Source organism: Peribacillus sp. TH14, from assembly GCF_016651145.1.
Classification (GTDB): Bacteria; Bacillota; Bacilli; order Bacillales; family DSM-1321; genus Peribacillus; species Peribacillus butanolivorans.
This window is the reverse complement of record NZ_JAEKEK010000001.1, coordinates 291,772-309,494: the sequence shown is the minus strand read 5'-3', so window position 1 is coordinate 309,494 and position 17,723 is coordinate 291,772. Positions and strand designations below refer to the sequence as shown.

At 40.9% G+C, this 17,723-nt stretch carries 14 protein-coding genes; 13 read left to right on the top strand and 1 reads right to left on the bottom strand.

Annotated features, from left to right (window positions below; all coding sequences use genetic code 11):
* Positions 1 to 11 precede the first annotated feature (11 nt).
* Positions 12 to 1,739, bottom strand: coding sequence for an Rqc2 family fibronectin-binding protein (locus JFU50_RS01605; RefSeq protein WP_201221459.1), 1,728 nt, complete (start codon positions 1,737 to 1,739; stop codon positions 12 to 14).
* A 450-nt stretch (positions 1,740 to 2,189) separates the two neighbouring features.
* Here JFU50_RS01605 and JFU50_RS01600 point away from each other — a divergent pair, with 450 nt between their 5' ends.
* The 13 genes from JFU50_RS01600 (at position 2,190) to pknB (ending at position 17,701) form a co-directional block, all read left to right on the top strand.
* Positions 2,190 to 4,868 carry a calcium-translocating P-type ATPase, SERCA-type gene (locus JFU50_RS01600; protein ID WP_201224987.1) on the top strand — a complete coding sequence of 893 codons (2,679 nt, stop codon included), beginning with the start codon at positions 2,190 to 2,192 and terminating at the stop codon, positions 4,866 to 4,868.
* 154 nt (positions 4,869 to 5,022) lie between these two features.
* Positions 5,023 to 5,898, top strand: coding sequence for a YicC/YloC family endoribonuclease (locus tag JFU50_RS01595; protein WP_053345269.1), 876 nt, complete (start codon positions 5,023 to 5,025; stop codon positions 5,896 to 5,898).
* A 54-nt stretch (positions 5,899 to 5,952) separates the two neighbouring features.
* The gene (gene remA, locus JFU50_RS01590; RefSeq protein ID WP_034313813.1) at positions 5,953 to 6,216 is read left to right on the top strand and encodes an extracellular matrix/biofilm regulator RemA; all 264 of its coding nucleotides are present in this window, start codon (positions 5,953 to 5,955) and stop codon (positions 6,214 to 6,216) included.
* Between the two features lie 10 nt (positions 6,217 to 6,226).
* Complete coding sequence (gene gmk / locus JFU50_RS01585) at positions 6,227 to 6,841, top strand: guanylate kinase (RefSeq protein WP_034313809.1); 615 nt, start codon at positions 6,227 to 6,229, stop codon at positions 6,839 to 6,841.
* Between the two features lie 3 nt (positions 6,842 to 6,844).
* Positions 6,845 to 7,051 (top strand): DNA-directed RNA polymerase subunit omega, encoded by a 207-nt coding sequence (gene rpoZ / locus JFU50_RS01580; RefSeq protein ID WP_056526628.1) that lies wholly within the window; start codon positions 6,845 to 6,847, stop codon positions 7,049 to 7,051.
* Between the two features lie 273 nt (positions 7,052 to 7,324).
* Complete coding sequence (coaBC, locus tag JFU50_RS01575) at positions 7,325 to 8,527, top strand: bifunctional phosphopantothenoylcysteine decarboxylase/phosphopantothenate--cysteine ligase CoaBC (protein WP_201221457.1); 1,203 nt, start codon at positions 7,325 to 7,327, stop codon at positions 8,525 to 8,527.
* A gap of 6 nt (positions 8,528 to 8,533) precedes the next feature.
* Complete coding sequence (priA, locus tag JFU50_RS01570) at positions 8,534 to 10,945, top strand: primosomal protein N' (protein ID WP_201181489.1); 2,412 nt, start codon at positions 8,534 to 8,536, stop codon at positions 10,943 to 10,945.
* A gap of 96 nt (positions 10,946 to 11,041) precedes the next feature.
* A complete protein-coding gene (gene def / locus JFU50_RS01565) occupies positions 11,042 to 11,527 on the top strand; it encodes a peptide deformylase (RefSeq protein ID WP_201221455.1) in 486 nt (161 codons plus the stop codon).
* Positions 11,524 to 12,483, top strand: a complete 960-nt coding sequence (gene fmt / locus JFU50_RS01560; RefSeq protein WP_201221452.1) for a methionyl-tRNA formyltransferase — start codon at positions 11,524 to 11,526, stop codon at positions 12,481 to 12,483. The genes def and fmt overlap by 4 nt, the downstream gene beginning before the upstream one ends.
* Positions 12,470 to 13,822, top strand: coding sequence for a 16S rRNA (cytosine(967)-C(5))-methyltransferase RsmB (gene rsmB, locus JFU50_RS01555; RefSeq protein WP_201221450.1), 1,353 nt, complete (start codon positions 12,470 to 12,472; stop codon positions 13,820 to 13,822). Before fmt ends, rsmB begins: the two co-directional genes overlap by 14 nt.
* Positions 13,823 to 14,917 carry a 23S rRNA (adenine(2503)-C(2))-methyltransferase RlmN gene (gene rlmN, locus JFU50_RS01550; protein ID WP_201181486.1) on the top strand — a complete coding sequence of 365 codons (1,095 nt, stop codon included), beginning with the start codon at positions 13,823 to 13,825 and terminating at the stop codon, positions 14,915 to 14,917.
* 4 nt (positions 14,918 to 14,921) lie between these two features.
* Positions 14,922 to 15,671, top strand: coding sequence for a Stp1/IreP family PP2C-type Ser/Thr phosphatase (locus JFU50_RS01545; protein WP_201181485.1), 750 nt, complete (start codon positions 14,922 to 14,924; stop codon positions 15,669 to 15,671).
* Between the two features lie 5 nt (positions 15,672 to 15,676).
* A complete protein-coding gene (gene pknB, locus JFU50_RS01540) occupies positions 15,677 to 17,701 on the top strand; it encodes a Stk1 family PASTA domain-containing Ser/Thr kinase (protein WP_201181484.1) in 2,025 nt (674 codons plus the stop codon).
* Positions 17,702 to 17,723: the final 22 nt, after the last annotated feature.

Sequence of the window (17,723 nt, the reverse complement as noted above, 5' to 3'; positions counted from 1 at the left end):
TTGTATTTAAATCAATCCTTTACAGCTTCTGCTTCTTTTAAGCGAATGACTGTATCTGCATCTGGTGTAATATATACGGTTTGCTGCTGTTCATAGATGACAAAGCCGGGCTTCGAGCCATTCGGCTTCTTCACATGGCGAACTTGCGTAAAGTCTACGGGCACCGAACTTGATTGCTTTGCTTTACTGAAGAAGGCTGCTAAAACTGCTGCTTCTTTTATGGTTTTTTCACTTGGTGATTCATTCCGAATCACAACATGTGACCCAGGGATGTCTTTTGTATGAAGCCAAATTTCATCGCGACGTGCAAATTTATTCGTTAAATAATCATTTTGTTTATTGTTTTTCCCGACAAAAATGAGATCTCCATCTGTGGAATAATATGTTTCAAGTTGTGGTTTTGCATTGGCAGGCTTTTTCATGCCTTTTTTCTTTTTTTGACGAATATATCCTTCTTCCTGAAGTTCCTCGCGTATTTCCTCAATATCTTTAGGTGAAGCTGATTGGAGTTGCTGATGCAACGCTTCAAAGTAGGCTAATTCCAATTTTGCTTTCTGGATTTGCTCTTGTACGACACCGACTGCATTTTTGGACTTTTGGTATCTAGAGAAGTACTTTTGCGCATTATCAGATGGGTTTTTTAATGGGTCAAGAGGGATTATGACCATACTTTGTTCATCATCATAATAATTGACCACTTCAATTTCCTTCATGCCTTTTTTCATTTGATATAAGTTAGCTGTCAGCAGTTCACCGAACAATTGGTATTGTTCTCCGCGTTCCGTTTCCTTTAATGTTCGTTCGAGTTTGCCGATTTTTTTAGAGTTCTTTTCAATTTCATTCGCAATGAAACGGTCTACATCCTGACTCTTTTGCTTTACCCGATCTCGCTCTGCCTTTCCAAAGTAATACCGATCGAGCATTTCGCTTAAGGAAGAAAATGTTCGGTATTTTCCAGTCAGGTGCTCTAGCGAAAGCATATAAAACACATCTTTGCTGCCGTCTTGTTTTATAGTTGCGGTATATTTTTGTTCCGATATTTCCTTGATAAGACTTGAAAAGGCCGATGGAAGAGTGGTACTGTTGGCTAACCCTGCCCGATAAACGGCCTCCTTTGCAACTAACGGAGAAACTCCAGAAAATTGGGCAACAAGTTGACGATCGAGTTTTCCCGCATTAAAGTCGATATTTTTCCTTATATCATCCTCAGTAGCATCAAAGGGGTTATGCTTTTCTTGTGCGGGGGGCACTTTGTATTCCTGCCCAGGTAATATCGCCCGATAGCTGTTCACAGCGTAAGAGACATGCTTAATGCTGTCTAATATCATATTCCGTTCTTTATCAACTAAAACAATATTACTGTGACGACCCATGATTTCCACGATTAACTGCTTTTGCGAGACATCACCAAGCTCGTTACGACCCTTCACCTCAAAAATAATCATCCGATCTAGTTCATATTGATAAATATCTTCAATCGTATAGCCTTCGAGATGCTTTCGAAGCAGCATACAGAACATTGGCGGCTCTTTTGGATTTTCATAACTTTCTTCTGTCAACTGTACTCTTGAATAGCTTGGATGGGCTGATAATAAGAGTTTATGGTTCTTACCTCCAGCGCGAACAACCAGGATAACTTCATTTTTATAAGGCTGATGAACTTTATTGATGCGTCCACCTTTTAGTATAGAAGCGATTTCTTCCGTCATCGCTTTCGTAAATAATCCATCAAATGACATTCTATTTTTACTTCCTTTACATAAGATTTTCTATGACTCCATTGATTTTAATTGATGTTAGTTACAGAGAGTTTTTCGTCCTATAATTAACTCGCAAAAATGGCATTTGCAAGTTTAGAAAAACTCGATGAAGCGAGCTTTAAAATGTTCAGGTAAATTGAATTGATCAATTCTTATATGTACCTAGTTTAAACTAGCCAAAGTTTACCTTTTAAGGTGGCCTATTTTTATACGCAGTTGTTCGTCCAATTTTGGATAAGGTTCATTCATCTTTCGCATTTCTGTTTAATTATAGCATTTTTTTGGACGAGTCTGAATAATCATGGAAGAAGAGCAGGTTGTTTTATGTATTTAGTATGCGGACAGGTGTTGGATGAGCAGAGCTAGAGCGCCTGTTTGGTTGTATACAGGGGCCTATTTCATTCTATTCAAAGGGATGTGTGATACTTGATGGAGTTCAAGGAAATGAATAAGCAAGAAATGGAGAGAGCGCTTCAAACAAACGTTACACACGGTTTGGACGATGATGAAGTAAAGGACAGGCTGCATAAGCATGGTTTTAACGAATTAAAAGAAGGAGAAAAACAGTCAGCCATCCTTTTATTTTTCGCACAATTTAAAGATTTTATGGTCATTGTTTTACTTGCGGCGACCTTGGTCTCCGGTATTTTGGGTGAATATATCGATGCGATTGCCATCATGGCGATTGTTTTTTTGAATGGAGTGCTAGGCTTTTTTCAAGAACGAAAGGCCGAAAAATCCTTGGATGCCCTGAAGGAAATGTCAGCACCACAAGTCCATGTTCTTAGGAATGGGCACTGGCTGAAGATTCCATCTAGAGAAGTCGTGGTGGGGGATATCTTGAAATTTTCGAGCGGGGATAGAATTGGCGCCGATTTACGGATTGTTGATAATTCAAGCCTTGAGATTGAAGAGTCGGCACTTACCGGTGAGTCGCTCCCGGCTGTTAAATGTTCTGATCCGATAATTAATGAGTTAGAAGGTATCGGTGATCAGGAAAATATGGCTTTTATGGGAACCATGGTTACAAGAGGGAATGGAGTCGGTATTGTTGTCGCTACAGGCATGAATACTGCGATGGGGAAGATTGCCGACTTGCTTCAGACAGCTGAAACAAAAGAAACACCTTTACAGCGCCGTTTAGAGCAGCTAGGTAAAATTTTAATCGTCACGGCGTTGATATTAACGGTGATCGTCGTACTGACTGGAGTCATTCAAGGACATGATCTCTATACAATGTTTTTAGCAGGCGTTTCTTTAGCAGTTGCGGCGATTCCGGAAGGATTGCCAGCAATTGTGACTGTAGCCTTGTCGTTAGGCGTTCAGCGTATGATCAAACAAAAAGCGATCGTACGTAAGCTTCCAGCGGTCGAAACGCTTGGTTGCGCAACAGTGATTTGCTCAGATAAAACAGGTACACTGACGCAAAACAAAATGACGGTGACTAAAATTTGGAGTGGAGGTAAAACCTGGGATGTCAGCGGGACTGGATATAATCCGATTGGGGAGTTTTCATTAGGTGGAGTTTCCGTTGCTCCGAAAAACCACAAAGCTTTGCTTCAAATGATGACATTTGGACTGCTCTGTAACAAAGCTGAACTAAACGAGAAAGGAAAACAATATGTCCTTGACGGAGATCCGACAGAAGGGGCGATGTTGGTTGCCGCAATGAAGGCAGGTTTGACAAGGGAATACTTATCTACTCGGTTCACGATAGTGAAGGAGTTTCCATTTGACTCGGGCCGGAAAATGATGAGCGTTATAGTGAAGGATGATAAAGAGAATCATTTCGTCATCGTAAAAGGGGCCCCTGATGTATTGCTCGCCCAGTGCGACACGATTCTATGGGAAGGGAAGTCGGGCCCGCTGAATCGGGAAAGTAAGGAAAGAGTTCAACAAGACATGAGTGAGTTAGCTTCACAGGCACTGCGGATGATTGCCGTTGGTTATAAGCCACTTTCAAAAGGAACAATTCTGCTCCATGAAACAGAAGCTGAGCGCAATTTGACCTTCATGGGACTGCAGGGCATGATTGACCCTCCGCGTCCAGAGGTGAAGCAGGCGGTTAAAGAGTGCCGTGATGCGGGAATCAAAACCGTCATGATCACTGGTGACCATGTAATAACCGCAAAGGCGATAGCTAAAGAACTTGGTATTTTAAAAGGGAAAGACCTCGTACTAGAAGGCAGACAATTATCAGATATGGAAGTCGGAGAGCTTGAGGAAATAGTAGAAAGTGTTTCGGTGTTTGCTCGCGTTTCCCCGGAACATAAGCTAAAAATCGTAAAGGCATTGCAAAATAAAGGACATGTAGTAGCGATGACAGGAGATGGAGTCAATGATGCACCAGCAATAAAATCAGCGGATATTGGTATATCTATGGGAATCACCGGGACAGATGTTGCCAAAGAGGCTTCCTCCTTGATATTGGTTGATGATAATTTTGCAACAATAAAATCAGCCATTAAAGAAGGCAGAAATATCTATGAAAATATCCGAAAGTTCATTCGTTATTTGCTCGCATCCAATGTTGGAGAGATTTTGGTTATGTTTTTTGCGATGCTATGCGGCTTGCCTTTACCATTAATTCCGATCCAAATTCTATTCGTGAACCTCGTTACGGACGGTCTTCCTGCGATGGCTTTGGGGCTTGATGCGCCAGAAGACGATGTGATGAAGAGAAATCCTAGAAATGCAAATGAAGGTGTATTCGGCAGAAGACTTGGATGGAAAATTATCTCTCGTGGTTTTCTAATTGGAATTTCAACTCTGATAGCGTTTTACGTGGTATATCGAGCGAACCCTGATAATCTGACTTATGCACAAACGATCGCATTTGCTACCCTTGTTCTTGCTCAACTAATCCACGTTTTCGATTGTAGAAGTGAACGATCAATCTTTTCGAGAAATCCATTTGGTAATCTATATTTAGTGGGAGCTGTGCTGTCTTCCCTTTTGTTAATGCTCGCCGTCATGTATGTTCAGCCCTTGCAAGCGATATTCCATACCGTTCCGATTTCGGGGAGAGATTGGCTTTTAGTATTAGGAATGTCGTCCATCCCAACTTTTTTACTAGCAGGAACTTTTTTAGCAAGAAAAGCACAATGAAATATGATATAATCTTTAAGGTGGTAGAGTCTTGCTCTATTACCTTTTTATTTTTATAGCCTTTTATTTATAAGCTCAAGCGTCCGTGCTGAAGCTGAAATATAATTAATGTAAACGCCAAGTTACTACATTATGCTTGATAGGAAGTGAAGCCATGGTTACCAGTATGACGGGCTATGGAAGAGAAGAAGCAGCAAACGAACAGGTCAAGATTTTTGCCGAAATCAAGACGGTGAACCATCGTTTTTGTGAATATACGATTCGAATGCCGCGCCAACTTTTGGTTTTGGAAGAAAAAGTGAAGAAAAAGGCGAATCAATACATAAGAAGGGGACGGGTGGAAATCTTCATTACAGTAGAAGGTGATAGCCTAGTTTCCAAAAAGGTCAAGATCGATTGGGATCTTGCTGATCAGTATGTGAGTTTGATGGATAAGGTTAAAGGGAAATACAACCTGGAAAGTTCCGTTACATTACAGGATATGCTACAACTTGAATCAATTTTCGTGACGGAAGAAGTACCGATTGTTCCCACCGATTTGGAAGCCTTACTCATGGAGGCTGTTTCGGGGGCATTGGAAAACTTGAAAAAAATGCGGACTCAGGAAGGTCAGGAGCTGGCCCAGGATCTGCAACATCAGCTGAAAAAGTTTGGTGAGATTGTAGTGGGGGTTAAAAACTATGCGCCTTCAGTTGTCGAGAAATATAAAGCACGGTTGGCAATCAAGCTAGCTGAGTTGACAGAAGGATTGATTGAGGATAGCCGTATTGTGACAGAAGCGGCCATTTTTGCTGATAAATGTGATATAAATGAAGAGCTGACGAGACTTGAAAGTCATGTACAGCAATTTTCAGAAACGCTTACACATGGTGAACCAATTGGTAGAAAACTTGACTTCCTTGTTCAGGAGATGAATCGAGAAGTCAATACAATTGGATCAAAGGCAAATGATTCGACCATTACTAAAGAAGTGGTTGAAATGAAAAGTCTGCTTGAAAAATTAAAGGAACAGGTTCAAAATATCGAGTAGTCGGTTTATGATGAACCTATCAAGGTGACAATAGAATATGAATGGGGGACAAAAATGTCAATAAAGCTCATTAATATTGGATTTGGGAATATCGTTTCCGCAAACCGGATCGTATCCATCGTGAGTCCTGAATCAGCTCCGATTAAAAGGATTATCCAGGATGCTCGAGATCGCGGATCCTTAATAGATGCTACATACGGTAGAAGAACAAGGGCCGTTATTATTACAGACAGCGACCATGTTATCTTATCAGCGGTTCAACCAGAAACGGTTGCAGCAAGGCTTCAAGATAGAGATGACAGCGTAGAAGAGGGGTAACTAAAAGAATATGAGAGAAAAAGGTTTATTAATCGTTTTGTCCGGTCCATCCGGTGTTGGTAAAGGAACAGTAAGGAAGGCGATCTTTTCTCAGCCTGGTACGGCATTTGAATATTCAATTTCGATGACGACACGACTGCCACGCCATGGTGAAGTGGACGGAGTAGACTATTTCTTTAAAAAACGTGAGGAATTCGAAGCGTTAATTGAAGAAGGTAAACTGCTTGAATATGCTGAGTTCGTCGGCAATTATTATGGAACACCTGTGGATTATGTTCGTGAAACAATCGACTCTGGAAAAGATGTTTTTCTGGAAATCGAAGTTCAAGGAGCCAAACAGGTCAGGGAGAAATTTCCTGAAGGGCTTTTCATTTTTCTTGCACCCCCAAGCTTGACTGAACTCGAAAGCCGAATTGTAACACGCGGTACCGAGACAGAGGAAGCGATTAAAGGGCGGATGAAAGTAGCTAAAGAAGAAATAGAACTTATGGATCTGTATGATTATGTCGTTGAAAATGACCATGTGGATGCTGCTTGTGCTAGAATTAATGCAATTGTAATTGCCGAGCATTGCCGTCGGGAAAGAGTTGCTGTTTTATATAAAAAAATGTTGGAGGCGGAATAAACTATGTTATATCCATCAATTGATTCCCTATTACTAAAAATCGATTCAAAATACTCACTTGTATCAGTGGCAGCTAAACGTGCCAGAGAAATGCAAATTAAAGATAATTGCCTCATTAATAAACCAGTTTCTCATAAATCTGTTGGTCGTGCCCTTGAAGAAATTCATTCTGGAAAATTGACTTACGATAATTCTTACGAGGAAAACTAAGCGAACACATAAGCTTGACCTATCGGGCCTGACACCCTAAAGCAAACAGGATGCGTTACATTTGAAAGTTGCTTCCTTCCTGCGGCCAAGGTGTCAGGCCTGTTTGTTTTGATTTTTATAAATGCTCCTTAAGCAGACGGAAAGCATTGAAAAAGCAGGCATAGACATCACAATAATGCAAAAAACCATATGTTGCTGCGCATATCAAATGAAATTTCTTCTGTAATCCTTCATAATTAAGAAAAATAGAATATATAGTTAGGGGAAATTTGCATGCTTAACGATAAAAAAGTTCTTCTTTGTGTCACCGGCGGAATTGCTGTATATAAGGCTGCTGCCCTGACCAGTAAGCTCACACAGGCAGGTGCCCAAGTTAAAGTAATCATGAGTGATTCGGCACGTCAATTTGTGACGCCGCTTACCTTTCAAGCACTTTCGAGACATGATGTTTATACTGATACATTTGATGAAAAAGATTCTTCAGTTATTGCCCACATTGACCTGGCTGATTGGGCAGATATCATCCTTGTGGCTCCAGCTACGGCAAATGTTATTGGCAAGATAGCCAATGGAATCGCAGATGATATGGTCACGACGACAATTTTAGCAACGGTGGCTCCTGTTTGGGTGGCACCCGCAATGAATGTCCATATGTACGCACACCCAGCGGTCCAAAAAAATATAGAGACACTTCGTACGTTCGGGTATCAATTCATTGAACCAGGTGAAGGGTATTTGGCTTGCGGATATGTTGGGAAGGGTAGATTGGAGGAACCGGAAACGATTGTAAAACACCTCAATCTATATTTCGGTGAAAGAAAATTACAACCTCTTAAAGGAACGAAATATTTGATAACTGCTGGACCGACTCGTGAAGCAATCGATCCGGTTCGTTATGTGACGAATCATTCCAGCGGGAAAATGGGCTATGCACTTGCTGAGCAGGCAGCTGAGCAGGGGGCTGAGGTGACATTGATTACCGGCCCCGTAAGCTTGACACCTCCTTCAAAGGTCAAGGTCATCCATGTGGAATCAGCAGCAGATATGTATGATGCGGTTTTTGAACAATATAATACTAGTGATGTCGTGATCATGACGGCCGCAGTGGCAGACTATAAACCGAAATTATATCATGCTCAGAAAATGAAAAAGCAGCCGGGTGAAAATGTGATTGAATTTGAACGGACAAAGGATATCCTTAAGGAACTAGGTGAGAATAAAACCCATCAGATATTGGTAGGATTTGCAGCGGAAACGAATAATGTTGAAGAGTATGCAAGAGGGAAATTAGCGAAAAAGAAAGCAGATATAATTGTTGCTAATAATGTTACCGTTGCCGGGGCAGGTTTTGGCACGGACACAAATATTGTGACGATTTTCAATAAAGATGGACGTGCTACCGACCTTCCTAAAATGAGTAAAGCGGATATAGCCAAAAGCATTCTGTCAGAAGTATCTCGCATGCAAAAGGAATGATGTCTTATGGATATTGCATCCGTTATTGTGGATGTACCTGCAAAACAAACAGATCGAGAATTTGACTATCGCATCCCTGAAAAATGGAAACAAGTCATCAAGCCTGGAATGCGCGTCATTGTCCCATTTGGCCCGAGAATGGTACAGGGCTTCGTGACCGGATTAAAATCCAAAAGTGATTTTGCGAAATTACGCAATATCAAAGAACCAATGGATTTGGAGCCAATTCTAAATGATGAATTGCTTAAGCTGGGTGACTGGTTGACCAAAGAGGCCATGTGTTTTAAAATTTCAGCGCTTCAGGCAATGCTTCCTGCTGCAATGAAAGCAAAATATGAAAAAGTGATCAATATCATTGAAGATAAAAAGGAGCAACTTCCACCTCTCATTCAAAAGCTTTTCGGAAAACATGATTCATTATCCTGGAAAGATGTGATTGAAGGTGAGCATGCCTCCCTTTTTCAAAAAGAAGTACAAAACGGCAATTTAGAGCTAATGTATTATGTGAAAAACCGCCTCAATAAGAAGACGGTCCGTATCATTAAACCGTTACTTTCCCCAGAGGAATTGAAAGAAATGGCTTCTACACTTTCCGGTAATGCAAAAAAACAACAAGAACTTCTTCAATACTTTATTGAACATCCAGAACCAGTCTCGCTTAAGGAACTGCTTGAAATGGTTAATGCCTCAAGCGGCACGGTAAAGTCCCTTGTATCAAAAGGGGCTTTAGTGGAACTGGATCAGGAAATATACCGCGACCCCTATGAAAATCGTGTGTTTGAAAAATCCAATCCCTTTACTTTAACGGATGAACAAGCAGCTGCCTTGAAGCCCATTCAGGAGAAAATAAAACATGACGAACATGAAGTTTTCCTTTTATATGGTGTAACAGGAAGCGGGAAGACTGAAGTGTATTTGCAGGCGATTGCCTCTGTCATGGATAAAGGTAAGGAAGCCATTATGCTGGTTCCCGAAATCTCCTTGACGCCACAAACGGTGAAAAGGTTTAAGGAACGCTTTGGTGAGCAGGTAGCGGTCATGCATAGTGGTTTGTCTGTGGGCGAAAAATATGATGAATGGCGGAAAATCCACCGAAAAGAAGTAAAAGTAGTGGTAGGGGCCCGTTCAGCCGTATTTGCGCCTTTTGAAAACCTGGGCCTAGTCATCATTGATGAGGAGCATGAATCCAGTTATAAGCAAGAAGAAACGCCCCGCTATCATGCGAGGGACGTTGCAATTCAAAGAGCGAAATCATATTCATGTCCGGTCATTCTCGGTAGTGCCACTCCGACTCTTGAATCCTTTGCACGTGCCAAGAAAAACGTCTATCAGTTATTGACTCTTAGTCAGCGGATGAATAAAAATGCGTTGCCGGCAGTGGATATTGTTGATATGAGGGAAGAATTAAGGACGGGAAATCGATCGATGTTTTCAGAGCTGCTCTTTACGAAGTTGAAAGACCGGCTTGAAAAGGGGCAACAGGCGGTGTTGATGCTAAATAAACGAGGACATTCCTCCTTCGTGATGTGTCGAAGCTGTGGATTAGTCATCAACTGTCCAAATTGTGACATTTCACTCACCTATCATCGCTTTAATGATATAATGAAATGCCATTATTGTGGATTTGAGGAAGGAATGCCTTCTGATTGTCCTGAATGTGCTAGTGAACATATCCGATTCTTCGGTACAGGTACGCAAAAAGTGGAGGAAGAACTTGCAAAAATTCTCCCAGATGCACGAGTAATACGAATGGATGTCGATACAACAAGTAAAAAAGGTTCACATGAGCGGTTGCTGAATGCCTTTGGTGAGGGAAAGGCTGATATATTACTCGGCACCCAAATGATTGCCAAGGGACTTGATTTTCCCAATATCACTTTAGTTGGAGTCCTTTCAGCTGACACAATGCTCCATTTGCCCGATTTCCGTTCATCGGAAAAAACGTTCCAACTGCTGACACAAGTAAGTGGAAGAGCAGGACGTCACCAACTCCCAGGAGAGGTAGTCATTCAAACCTATACGCCTGAGCATTACAGCATCGAGCTTTCAGCTATGCAGGATTATGATTTCTTTTTTGAGCGAGAGATGTATCTCCGCAGGCAAAGTCATTACCCTCCCTATTATTATGTTGTGCTTATAACTGTTTCACATGAAGACTTAATGAAAACAGTGAGTGTCACGGATAAAATCACAAATTATTTAAGTTCACGATTGAATCGGGATTCTATCGTACTCGGTCCTGTTGCTTCGCCCATTAGTCGAATCAACAATAGATATCGATACCAATGTCTGATAAAATACAAACGAGAGCCGGATCTTAATCAGCATTTACGAACACTTTTAGAGCATTATCAAAAAGAAACGGCCCAAAATCATCTGCAGATTTCAATAGATTTAAATCCGCAGATTATGATGTAATTGTTTTAACATTGGATGATTACCGCGAGCTGTTCAGAGCTTGCGTTTTTATATAGTGAAGTTTTGGTTTTTATATTTAGGAGGGTACCTTTAATTTTGGCTATTTTACCGATTGTCTTGTTTCCTGAAAAAATTTTACAACAAAAATGCGATAAAATAACAAGTTTTGATAAAAAATTGGCTAAGCTGTTAAATAACATGTACGAAACGATGGTTGAAGCTGATGGCGTTGGCCTTGCTGCACCTCAGGTTGGCGTGAAAAAGCAAGTCGCGGTCGTTGAAATAGATGAAGGATCTGGTGTAATCGAACTGATTAATCCAGAAGTGCTAGAAGTGGAAGGCGAACAGACAGCCGTTGAAGGCTGTTTGAGTTTTCCAAGTATATACGGGGAAGTATCGCGCCCATACCGCGTCAAGGTGCGGGCACAGGACCGAAAAGGATCCTTTTTCGAAATAGAAGCGGAGGATTTCCTGGCTAGAGCGCTCCAGCACGAAATAGATCATTTGCAGGGAGTGTTATTTACAAGTAAGGTTTTACGCTATATTACGGAAGAAGAGTTAGAAAGGTTTGAAGAAGAATGACAAAAATTATTTTTATGGGAACACCGGACTTTTCAGTACCGGTACTTAAAAGAATCCTTGACGAAGGCTATGACGTGATTGCGGTTGTTACACAGCCTGACCGTCCAGTGGGTCGCAAAAAGGTGCTAACACCTCCGCCTGTTAAGGTTGAGGCTGAAAAACAGGGAATTCCCGTTTATCAACCCGAAAAAATCCGTGAAAAAGAAGATTTAGAAAAAATCATTGCATTGAAACCTGACTTAGTGGTGACGGCTGCTTTCGGACAAATTCTCCCGAATGAATTGTTGGAAGCTCCAAAATACGGATGTATTAATGTACATGCCTCCCTGCTTCCTGAACTACGTGGAGGAGCACCTATCCATTATTCCATATTACAGGGGAAAGAAAAGACAGGAATAACTATCATGTATATGGCCGAGAAACTTGATGCTGGGGATATATTAACGCAGGCAGAAGTTACCATAGAAGAAGAAGACAATGTCGGCACTCTACATGATAAATTAAGCAAGGTCGGTTCGGATTTACTTGCAGAAACATTGCCAAAGCTTATAAATGATGAGTTAAATGCGATTAAGCAAGATGAAGATAAAGCAACTTTCGCACCTAACATTAGGCGGACGGAGGAAAAAATCGACTGGTCGAAAACAGGGGAAGACATCTATAACCATGTACGTGGCCTGAATCCATGGCCTGTTGCCTATACACTCTTAAATGAATCCATTTTAAAAATTTGGCAGGCAAACAAGCTTGAACATAACAATCAGGCAGTGCCGGGGACGATTATTGATGTACGTAACGATGGTTTCGTCGTTTCGACAGGCAATGAGACGGCTATACTAGTTACGGAACTGCAGCCTTCAGGAAAGAAAAAAATGCCGGCGAAAGATTACTTGCGCGGAGCCGGGTCGTTCATTAAAGCAGGCATGAAGTTAGGAGAACAGAATGAAGCAAACTAAAAAGGGAGTACGTGAAATTGCTCTCGATATTTTGGAATCTGTAGAAAAAAACCAATCCTACAGCAACCTTTTACTTAACAACTTGATTAAAAAGCACCAGTTATCCGGTGTGGATAGTGGGTTGCTAACAGAAATAAGCTACGGTACGATTCAGCGGAAAATGACTTTGGATTACTATTTGAAGCCATTTATTAAGCAACCGAAAAAAACGCTAAGCTGGGTCATCAACCTACTTAGGCTCTCCGTTTATCAAATGATTTATTTAGATAAAGTACCAGATCACGCGATTATTTTTGAAGCTGTCGAAATCTCGAAAAAGCGTGGCCATAAGGGAACGTCTTCAATGGTCAATGGTGTGCTTCGTAATATTCAAAGAAATGGTGTAGCTCCTCTTGATGATATCAAAGATGAGCTTGAGCGCCTCTCAATCGAGGTAAGCCATCCTGCTTGGCTAGTCAAGCGTTGGGTAGAGCAATTTGGCTATGATAAAACCAAGGAAATGTGTGAAATTAACTTAACAGCTCCACTGCAGACGGGAAGGGTTAATTTAAAGCAGATTTCTCGCAGTGAACTAATCAGCATTTTGACAGAAGAAGGCTATGATGTTGAAGCAAGTGATGTTGTTCCAGAAGCAATTGTTAGCTATAAGGGAAATCTTGCTCATTCAGAAAGCTATAAATTGGGGTATCTATCGATTCAAGACGAAAGTTCGATGCTAGTCGCTCATGCGTTAGGAGCCAATGACAATGATGCTGTTCTCGATTGCTGTGCTGCACCTGGAGGTAAGACAACTCATATCGCAGAAGGCTTAACCACAGGACAAGTATATGCCCTTGATCTTCATGAGCATAAGGTTAAACTCATTAAAGAGCAGGCAGAGCGGCTAAAGCTAAGAAACAACATTAAGACAATGGCCCTTGATAGCAGAAACGTCCAAGAACACTTTAATAAAGAAGGGTTTGACCGGATTCTTATAGATGCACCATGTTCAGGATTAGGTGTTATGCGCCGGAAGCCGGATGTAAAGTACACAAAAACAAAAGATGATATAATGAAACTCTCAAGTATACAAAAACAGTTATTGGAATCAGCTGCCCCGCTAGTAAAACAAGGCGGACGGTTAGTATATAGTACATGTACGGTGGATAAAGAAGAAAATGATAAAGTTGCTGCAGCATTTTTGGAAAACCATCCGGATTTTGAAAGTGATACGACATTGGCCACAAGAATGCCTGAAAGTGTTCAGCCATTTATTGAAGGCCATACGTTGCAAGTGTTCCCGCAATATTTTAGCAGTGATGGATTCTTTATTGCGAGTTTTAGAAAGAAGGTGCTGTAAATGGCAGAGATTACTAAATCATCAAGAGTAAAAAAAGACACAACACCAGAAAAACCATCGATTTATTCATTAGAGCTTCACCAAATTAAAGAATGGCTGGTTGAAAACGGCGAGAAGGCATTCCGTGCAGATCAAATTTATGACTGGCTTTACAAAAAGCGTATTTCTAGTTTTGAAGATATGTCCAACCTTTCGAAATCTTTACGCGATAAACTGGAAGAAAAGTTCACATTCACTACATTAAAAACATTGATTCAGCAAACGTCAAATGACGGGACCATGAAGTTTTTATTTGAACTGCATGATGGATATTCGATTGAAACGGTATTAATGCGCCATGAATATGGAAACTCTATCTGTGTTACAACACAGGTGGGTTGTAGGATTGGTTGTACATTCTGTGCATCAACTCTTGGCGGCTTAAAACGAAACCTTGAATCAGGAGAAATCGTTGCCCAGGTCGTTAAGGTACAACAGGCACTTGATGAAGTGGAAGAACGCGTTAGCTCAGTCGTAATCATGGGAATCGGTGAACCGTTTGATAACTATGATAATATGATGTCTTTCTTGAAGAATATAAATCATGAAAAAGGCTTAAACATTGGAGCACGTCATATTACCGTTTCAACAAGTGGTATCATTCCAAAAATTTATAAGTTTGCTGAAGAGAGCATGCAAATCAATTTTGCGGTTTCCCTTCATGCCCCTAATACAGAATTGAGAAGTAAATTGATGCCAATCAACAAGGCCTATAAACTGCCAGACTTGATTGAAGCCATCAAATACTATACAGAAAAAACAGGGCGCCGGGTCAGTTTTGAATATGGTCTATTCGGAGGCGAAAATGATTCAGTGAAACACGCCGAAGAATTAGCCGATTTAATAAAAGACATTAAATGCCATGTCAACTTAATTCCGGTTAACTATGTACCGGAACGCGACTATGTACGTACACCTCGGGACCAAATTTTTGAGTTTGAAAAAACATTGAAAAAGCGTGGTATTAATGTAACGATCCGAAGGGAACAAGGCAGTGATATTGATGCAGCCTGCGGCCAGCTTCGGGCCAAGGAGCGCAAAGAAGAGACGAGGTGACCCTATGAGGGCAATATTTAAAACTGACCGTGGAAAAGTCCGCCAGCATAATGAAGATAATGGCGGAATCTTTAAGAATTCGGAAGGCGTTCGCCTTGCCATCGTTGCAGATGGCATGGGCGGCCACCGAGCCGGAGATGTAGCAAGTGCAATGACGATCGACCTTTTGAAAAAGGGCTGGGAGGAATCCAACGGGATTGATACAGCAAATGATGCAGAGGATTGGCTGAGAAAGAAAATTTTCTTGGTTAATCAATTGCTTTTTGAACATGCCGAGGCGAATACAGAATGCAAAGGCATGGGGACAACTATTGTTGCAGCCATTTGTACTGATAAATTTTCAACTATTGCCAACATCGGGGACAGCCGATGTTATTTGTATAATGAAAGTGGTTTTAAGCAGGTCACTGAAGATCATTCGCTTGTTAACGAATTAGTCCGTTCAGGCCAGATTTCTAAGGAAGACGCCGAGAATCATCCACGGAAAAATGTTTTATTACGAGCCTTAGGTACAGAAATGCAAGTGGAAATGGACATTACGACAGTCATTTTTGAAGAAAGTGATTTACTTTTGCTTTGCTCGGACGGTTTAACGAATAAAGTGAGTGAACAGGAACTTGAAGAAACAGTTACCAATGAGCAATCACTTGAAGAAAAGGCGAATTCGTTAATAGATAAGGCCAATCACTATGGTGGAGAAGATAATATCACCCTTGTGCTTGTTCAATTTGTCGATGAAAGCGAAAGCAGGTGAACTCAATGTTGATTGGTAGAAGAATCAACGGCCGTTATAAACTGATCGAGATGGTCGGTGGCGGCGGTATGGCGAATGTTTACCTTGCAAGGGATATGATTTTGGACCGTGATGTAGCGTTGAAAATCCTTCGCATGGATTTTAATAATGACGAGGAGTTCATCAAGCGTTTTAATCGTGAAGCACAATCAGCAACAAGTCTAGCTCATCCGAATATTGTAAGTATTTATGATGTTGGTGAAGAAGATGCTATCTATTATATTGTCATGGAATATGTGGACGGTTTTACACTAAAGCAATACATACAAAAATATTATCCGATTCCAGTTGAAAAAGCCTTGGATATCATGAAGCAAATTACGGCAGCGATTTCCCATGCCCATCATAACGGGATTATCCATCGGGACATCAAGCCACAGAATATTTTGATTGATAAAGAAGGAACCGTCAAAATTACGGACTTTGGTATTGCATTGGCCCTAAGTGCAACGAATATAACTCAGACGAACGCAGTCTTAGGCTCTGTTCATTATTTATCTCCAGAACAGGCTAGAGGCGGAATGGCCAATAAGAAATCTGATATTTATTCACTTGGTATCGTCATGTTTGAATTGCTAACGGGGAGATTACCCTTTTCAGGTGAATCTGCCGTTTCGATAGCTCTTAAACATTTACAATCAGAAACTCCTTCGCCAAAACGCTGGAACTCTGAAATACCACAAAGTGTGGAAAATATTATCTTAAAAGCGACAGCAAAAGATTCATATTACCGCTATGAAAGTGTAGATTCAATGGAAGATGATATTCGAACGTCGCTTAATCCAGAGCGTTTAAATGAATCTCCTTTTGCTATTCCTGAAGATCATGATGCAACAAAGGCCATACCAATCATCACGGATGATCAACTTTCAAGTATTGATGAGACAATAGTAAGGGGCCCGGAAAAAAACACTCTAGTCTATGCGGATGATGAGGATAGTGAGTCAGAAGCGGACACTAAAACAAAAAAGAAACAGAAGAAACAGAAAAAACAAAAAACAAAGTCAAAACAAAAAGATAAAAAACGAAAAAAATTGTCTACCATTTTAGTTACCATCTTTTTAGTTCTTGCCCTGCTTGCTGTTTTATTTATAACTCTTGCACCGACGATGCTTGATTCGAAGGAAGTTACCATCCCTGATCTTAAAGGGAAAGAGTTGGATGATGCTATTACTGAATTGGTTAATTTGAAACTGGTTGTTGGAAATACGATTGAGATTGAAGATGAAGAGGTCGAAAAAGACCTAGTGATTAAAACGAACCCTAAGCAAGGCAAGACGGTCAAGGTAGGTGCGAAAATTGATATTTACCAGAGTGTTGGTAAAGAAACGATTTCGTTGTCTAGCTATGAAGGCAGAAAGTATTCAGATGTCGAATCCTTCCTTGAAAAAATGGGGTTCAAGGACATTGTCGTGACCGAAGAGTATGATGACAGTGCAGCAGGTACGATAATAAAACAAACTCCTTCGGGAGGTACCGAAATCGTACCATCCGAAACGGAACTAGAGTTTACTATAAGTAAAGGTGCAGATCGATTAAGCTTAAAGAACCTAACCGGTTTCAATGAAGCTGGCCTAAATGATTACTCTAATGACAGTGGAATAAAGATTGAGGTGGAAGATAAAGTCTATAATGATTCCATTGCAGAGGGGCTTGTCATATCTCAGTCACCTGAACCGGCTACTAGAGTCGAACAAGGTAGTACGGTGAAAGTAGTCCTTTCAAAAGGGAAAGAAGAGATCCCTCCAAAAAAGGTAACAGAGGAAATTACGATTGAGTATGATCCAGTAGAGCCAGGCAAAGCGCAAGAGGTCCAAATTTTCATTGAAGATATCAACAATAGCATGACGGAGCCTCAAGAATCATTTTTAATCGTAGAAACGGAAAAACGAAAGATTGATCTAATGGTATCTCCAGATAAGAAAGCCGGATATAAAGTCATGCGGGACAATCAGGTCATTATCGACGAAGCCGTCTCTTATCCAAATTAAATATATTAAATTAGGAGTGTGG